Annotated in this window: 5 protein-coding genes and 1 pseudogene; 5 read left to right on the top strand and 1 reads right to left on the bottom strand. The window is 45.0% G+C overall.

What is annotated here, in order from left to right; translation table 11 throughout:
• The first annotated feature begins 38 nt into the window (after positions 1 to 38).
• The 3 genes and pseudogenes from P5674_RS21635 (at position 39) to P5674_RS21625 (ending at position 2693) form a co-directional block, all read left to right on the top strand.
• A complete protein-coding gene (locus P5674_RS21635) occupies positions 39 to 434 on the top strand; it encodes a hypothetical protein (protein WP_062945969.1) in 396 nt (131 codons plus the stop codon).
• Positions 435 to 1114, top strand: a pseudogene (urtE, locus tag P5674_RS21630) (urea ABC transporter ATP-binding subunit UrtE).
• Positions 1115 to 1337: 223 nt separating this feature from the next.
• Positions 1338 to 2693, top strand: a complete 1356-nt coding sequence (locus tag P5674_RS21625; RefSeq protein WP_006616500.1) for a DNA cytosine methyltransferase — start codon at positions 1338 to 1340, stop codon at positions 2691 to 2693.
• Here the strand turns inward: P5674_RS21625 and P5674_RS21620 are convergent.
• Positions 2678 to 3508 carry a BsaWI family type II restriction enzyme gene (locus tag P5674_RS21620; protein WP_006616499.1) on the bottom strand — a complete coding sequence of 277 codons (831 nt, stop codon included), beginning with the start codon at positions 3506 to 3508 and terminating at the stop codon, positions 2678 to 2680. The genes P5674_RS21625 and P5674_RS21620 overlap by 16 nt on opposite strands.
• 267 nt (positions 3509 to 3775) lie before the next feature.
• On the opposite strand from P5674_RS21620, the gene P5674_RS26690 reads away from it, so the two are divergent.
• Together P5674_RS26690 and P5674_RS26685 are read left to right on the top strand one after the other, a co-directional pair.
• Entirely contained in the window at positions 3776 to 4036 is a 261-nt protein-coding gene (locus tag P5674_RS26690) for an urease accessory protein D (protein ID WP_014277059.1), read from the top strand.
• Positions 3994 to 4404, top strand: coding sequence for an urease accessory protein UreD (locus tag P5674_RS26685; RefSeq protein ID WP_434057618.1), 411 nt, complete (start codon positions 3994 to 3996; stop codon positions 4402 to 4404). The genes P5674_RS26690 and P5674_RS26685 overlap by 43 nt, the downstream gene beginning before the upstream one ends.
• The last annotated feature ends 230 nt before the right edge of the window (positions 4405 to 4634 follow it).

The raw sequence follows: 4634 nt of genomic DNA, 5'->3' as shown, positions 1-4634 counted from the left end.
CGACCGAATCTCCCACCATCGCCCATCCGAGAGCGAACATGGTAAATTGTGTTACTATTGATAAGGGCGATCGCGTTCCTGTTTCACCCAATTGGCAAGTGTTGGGTTTCACCCAACCTACTGGGGATGGTTGTCCACGATTTTCTGAATCCTTCTCGACCGAATCTCCCACCATCGCCCATCCGAGAGCGAACATGGTAAATTGTGTTACTATTGATAAGGGCGATCGCGTTCCTGTTTCACCCAATTGGCAAGTGTTGGGTTTCACCCAACCTACTGGGGATGGTTGTCCACGATTTTCTGAATCCTTCTCGACCGAATCTCCCACCATCGCCCATCCGAGAGCGAACATGGTAAATTGTGTTACTATTGATAAGGGCGATCGTCTCACGGTCGGGTTTCGCGCTTTGGGTTTCACCCAACCTACTGTTTGACTGAATGTTTATTATGGAGAAAGTCACATTTTGCGGGATGTGGATTTGAGCGTATTTCCGGGACAAATGGTTTGTCTGATTGGACGGAATGGGGTGGGCAAAACGACCCTGTTAAAAACCGTTATGGGATTACTGCAACCTCGGAAGGGCCAAATCTATTTGGATGGGCAACCCATTGTCGATAAATCTAGCGATCGCCGTGCTAAAATGGGCATCGGCTATGTGCCTCAAGGGCGGGAAATCATTCCCCGGTTGACGGTGAAAGAAAACTTGATTTTGGGCTTAGAAGCAAGACCCAAACGGCCTAAAACGCCAGAGATTCCTGATGAAATCTTTTAGTTGTTTCCGGTTTTAAACCAAATGTTGCATCGGATGGGGGGGATTTGAGTGGGGGACAACAACAACAACTGGCGATCGCCCGCGCCTTGATGGGAAATCCTCGCTTACTCATCCTGGATGAACCCACGGAAGGCATCCAACCTTCGATTATTTTAGAAATCGAAGCCGCAGTGCGTCGGATTATCCAATCTAAGGGGATTTCGGTCCTGTTAGTCGAACAGCATTTGCATTTTGTCCGCGAAGCCGATTGGTATTACGCCATGCAAAAAGGAGGAATTGTGGCCTCGGGCTCCACGGAAGAACTCAGCAATGAAGTCATTCAACGCTTCCTAGCGGTTTAATCCTAGCTCATCTTTTTTGATGGAAAGGGACTATTTTTACTAAAAGGAGGGAGTCTGATGCTAGTTTAAGAAAGATCCGGAAGGGGGTCCTAAACTTTACCCCGCCCCTCTTATGTCATTAAGGGTGATAAATTTCTATAGTTCGTTCCAAAAATTGATAAAATAGAACCATAACCCGGACTACCCACTAAAGTAGAGGGGCCAAAAAAGAAGTAAAGTTAGTATGAATGATCGCCCATTTCTCTCCATCGATCTATTTGCTGGCGCTGGAGGGATGACAACAGGATTTAAAAACCAAGGATTTAAACTGCTGTTTGCAAATGACTGTGATCAAGCAGCCCTTGCAACTTTATCCCATAATCATCCAGAAGCGATGACATCTTCTGAATCGATTGAATCTTTGAATCCATTTGAGCTTCGTCAAACGTTAAATCTCAGAAAAGGCGATTTAGATATTCTGCTGGGAGGGCCTCCCTGTCAAGGCTTTTCCACTTATGGCAAGAGAGACCCTCTAGATCAAAGAAATCGACTGTATCGATATTTTTTAAAATTTTTAGAAGAATTTAGGCCGAAAGCATTTGTTATGGAAAATGTGGTAGGCATCCTCTCCCTGGAAGGGGGTTATGTGGTTGAGGATATTGTAAATAAGGCTGAAAAACTAAACTATGGTGTCTCAGTTATAACCCTTGATGCGGTAGACTTTGGCGTTCCTCAGTTTAGAAAGCGGGTTTTCATCCTAGGGGGTAGCAATCATCAAAAAATCCAGCCTCCCTCTGCCACTCATGAAATTAGCAAAAATACCTCAAAACCTGACTCAAGTTCTTATCAGCTTTGCCTATTTCCAGAAAGTCTTGACCCTCCCTATCAGCCAGCTATTAAGGTTTCAGAGGCAATTGGAGACTTACCGGAAGAGGTTTTACCCCCTCGCTTAACCCACGAATCAATCCCTTACCCGCCTGTCAGTGGTTTGAGTCGCTATCAGCAGGAATTAAGAAGCAAAACAGGTGAAATTTTGCATCACTCCGCTAAACGGATGATGGGAATTCGTCGCCTGCGTCTTGCTCTGATGCGCCCTGGAGATTACGGAACAGAAATTTCTTCTCGACTTAAAGAAGGAGGGTTTTCTCGGGAACTCATTGATCAATTGTTAAAAGGGGGAAATGGATTGAGGGATATTCATGAATGCCGAAGGCAAGACCGAGAAAAGGAGGAAAAACTGCGAGAAATTCTTCAGCAAGGTCATGTAGATATTCAGGAGGTTTTACAGTCTCTCGATTCGGGAGGATTTGCTAATAAATACCGTCGATTAGACTGGAATGCACCGTCTCATACCCTGGTCGCTCACATGGCAAGAGACTGCTCAGATTTTATCCATCCAGAGTTTGATCGCTTTATTTCAGTCAGGGAATCTGCTCGCCTTCAATCTTTTCCCGATCGCTACTATTTTCATGGGTCTCAATTTCAACAATTTAAACAAATTGGAAATGCAGTTCCTCCGAAACTTGCGGAGGCAATTGCCTCAGAAATTGGTCATTTTCTGGGCCAGACCCTAGGGCAGAGGTCTTATGCTAGAAACTGAACAAAAGGATCGGGAGTTATATTGGAAAAAACCACGTAGATTTGTTTTCCACTTGAGGTTATTTGGGGAGAGGGAACAGTCCGCGTATTATAACTAAAACAAGCACTAAAATCTCCATGTTCTTCAATATAGCGCCGCTTGTCACTGGAATTGTCCGGTGAACCGAACTCTCCGCGATTAATTAAATCTCCCCGAGGAGGGGGGAAGGATTTAACATCTAAGGTCGATAAGAGACTCAGGAACCCATATTGCATCATAATTCGACTGGCCGGAATATCATCGGATACTCTTTCAGCCAAGCTAACTTTGGCGTGAATGCCACCGATGATGCCATATCCGTTCGGTAATAGTCCTCTACTTTCACCTTGCTTTTCAATGGCTATATCAATTTTACTAGAGCCGACTAAATGGGAAATTCCCATGCGCTCTAATGTCTCTTTCTTGTCTTTTTTGGAAAATAAAGGCGTTAACTTGAGGCCGTGATTGCTTAAAAGGGGATTGTATTTTTGGGATAAGGCTAACTCAAAAGCTTCACCGGAAGTTCTCACCCAACTTTGTTCGGGATTTGTTCCCTGCTTATTGCGGAGGTAAATTCGGTACAGGACATGATGCCATAGGTCGGAGGGATTTTCATTCGGACAAAGGCTCCATGCAAATAAAAAAGCATCTGCGATCGCATCTCTGGACTTGACCTTGGGCGCATTTATTTTAGGAATAAAATAGGCTTCAATGGTATCATAATCTTGTTGAGTCGTATTGGGAATATCTACCGTATAGGTACCCAAGGGACTGCCGAAATCAATAGAGAATTGCACTGGGCTTTTTCGGGATATATTTATTAGGGGCTAAGGTTTGTCTAAACTCGGGCAACTTATTCTAAAAGGGAGATCCGCTGTGCAAGCAGTCCTGACAGTGGGTCAGGTTTCGCAAAGTTTTCCACCCCCGAGTTAGGTGCGCTACAGCATCCTGAACACCCTACTTCGAGGGTTCGGGAAAATCCGGGCTGTGCAGAGAGAGTAGGCAAACATAATATTATATTGAAGGGCGGTTATTTTGTCAATTGTTAGGAATACAACCAAATTATGAATCAACCTATTCAAAATCCGACTGAAAATCCAGGGCTTAAAGGATGGCATGGCAGCTTAGAATTAGCTTATGCTCAATCGGGAAGCGCGACTCAACTGGTATCCGCGAAGGCGACGGCGCCTCTCAAGATGCAGCGACCCTTTTATCCGGAAGGGGAAGGGGTTTGTCATAGCGTCATTTTGCATACGGCTGGGGGAATTGTTGGGGGGATTCTCTGGCGCAATCGATTCATCTTCAGGAGAATACTCATGCCTTAATTACCACAGCAGCGGCGGCTAAACTGTATCGAAGTCTGGGGGAAGTGGCGCGGCAAAGGATTCAGATTCAGGTTGATTCGGGAGCTTATTTAGAATGGTTACCCCAGGAAAGTATTGTATTTAATGGCGCAATCTATCGCCAAGATTTACGGATTGATTTAGGGCCGGATGCGCGGTTGCTGTTATGGGAAATTAACCGATTTGGACGGAGTGATCGGGGGGAAAGGTTTGTCCAGGGAGAGTGGCGATCGCAGACGGAGATTTGGCAACAGGGTCGTCCCCTATGGATCGATCGCCAGCATCTCCAGGGGAGAACGGGAACTCTCATTCTGTTGTTAATCGTCAAAAACTGTCCGGATGATCGTTGAGAGAATCCCGACTTGAATAGGATTCTATGACGAACGTATAAGCCGGTATTTTTTCATAGCTTTTAAACACAGCTCCAGGTGACGAAATGTCACGACCTCTAATGGTTTCATCACTGCGATGAAAGTTAATTATAGGGTTATATTTTCTCATAAATTGTGTCGCGTTTTCTGGCGTTACAGCCTTTACACAAAACACAAAGTACAGTATAATGTATGGCTATTGTATAAGT

The sequence above is a fragment of the Limnospira sp. PMC 289.06 genome (assembly GCF_032350395.1).
GTDB lineage: Bacteria > Cyanobacteriota > Cyanobacteriia > Cyanobacteriales > Microcoleaceae > Limnospira > Limnospira platensis.
The sequence above is the reverse complement of the archived record's forward strand: the minus strand, read 5'-3'. Positions and strand labels throughout refer to the sequence as shown.

Coding starts and splice junctions, on each gene's coding strand:
- P5674_RS21635 (WP_062945969.1), top strand. CDS start 39: ATGGTAAATTGTGTTACTATTGATAAGGGCGATCGCGTTCCTGTTTCA.
- P5674_RS26690 (WP_014277059.1), top strand. CDS start 3,776: ATGAATCAACCTATTCAAAATCCGACTGAAAATCCAGGGCTTAAAGGA.
- P5674_RS21625 (WP_006616500.1), top strand. CDS start 1,338: ATGAATGATCGCCCATTTCTCTCCATCGATCTATTTGCTGGCGCTGGA.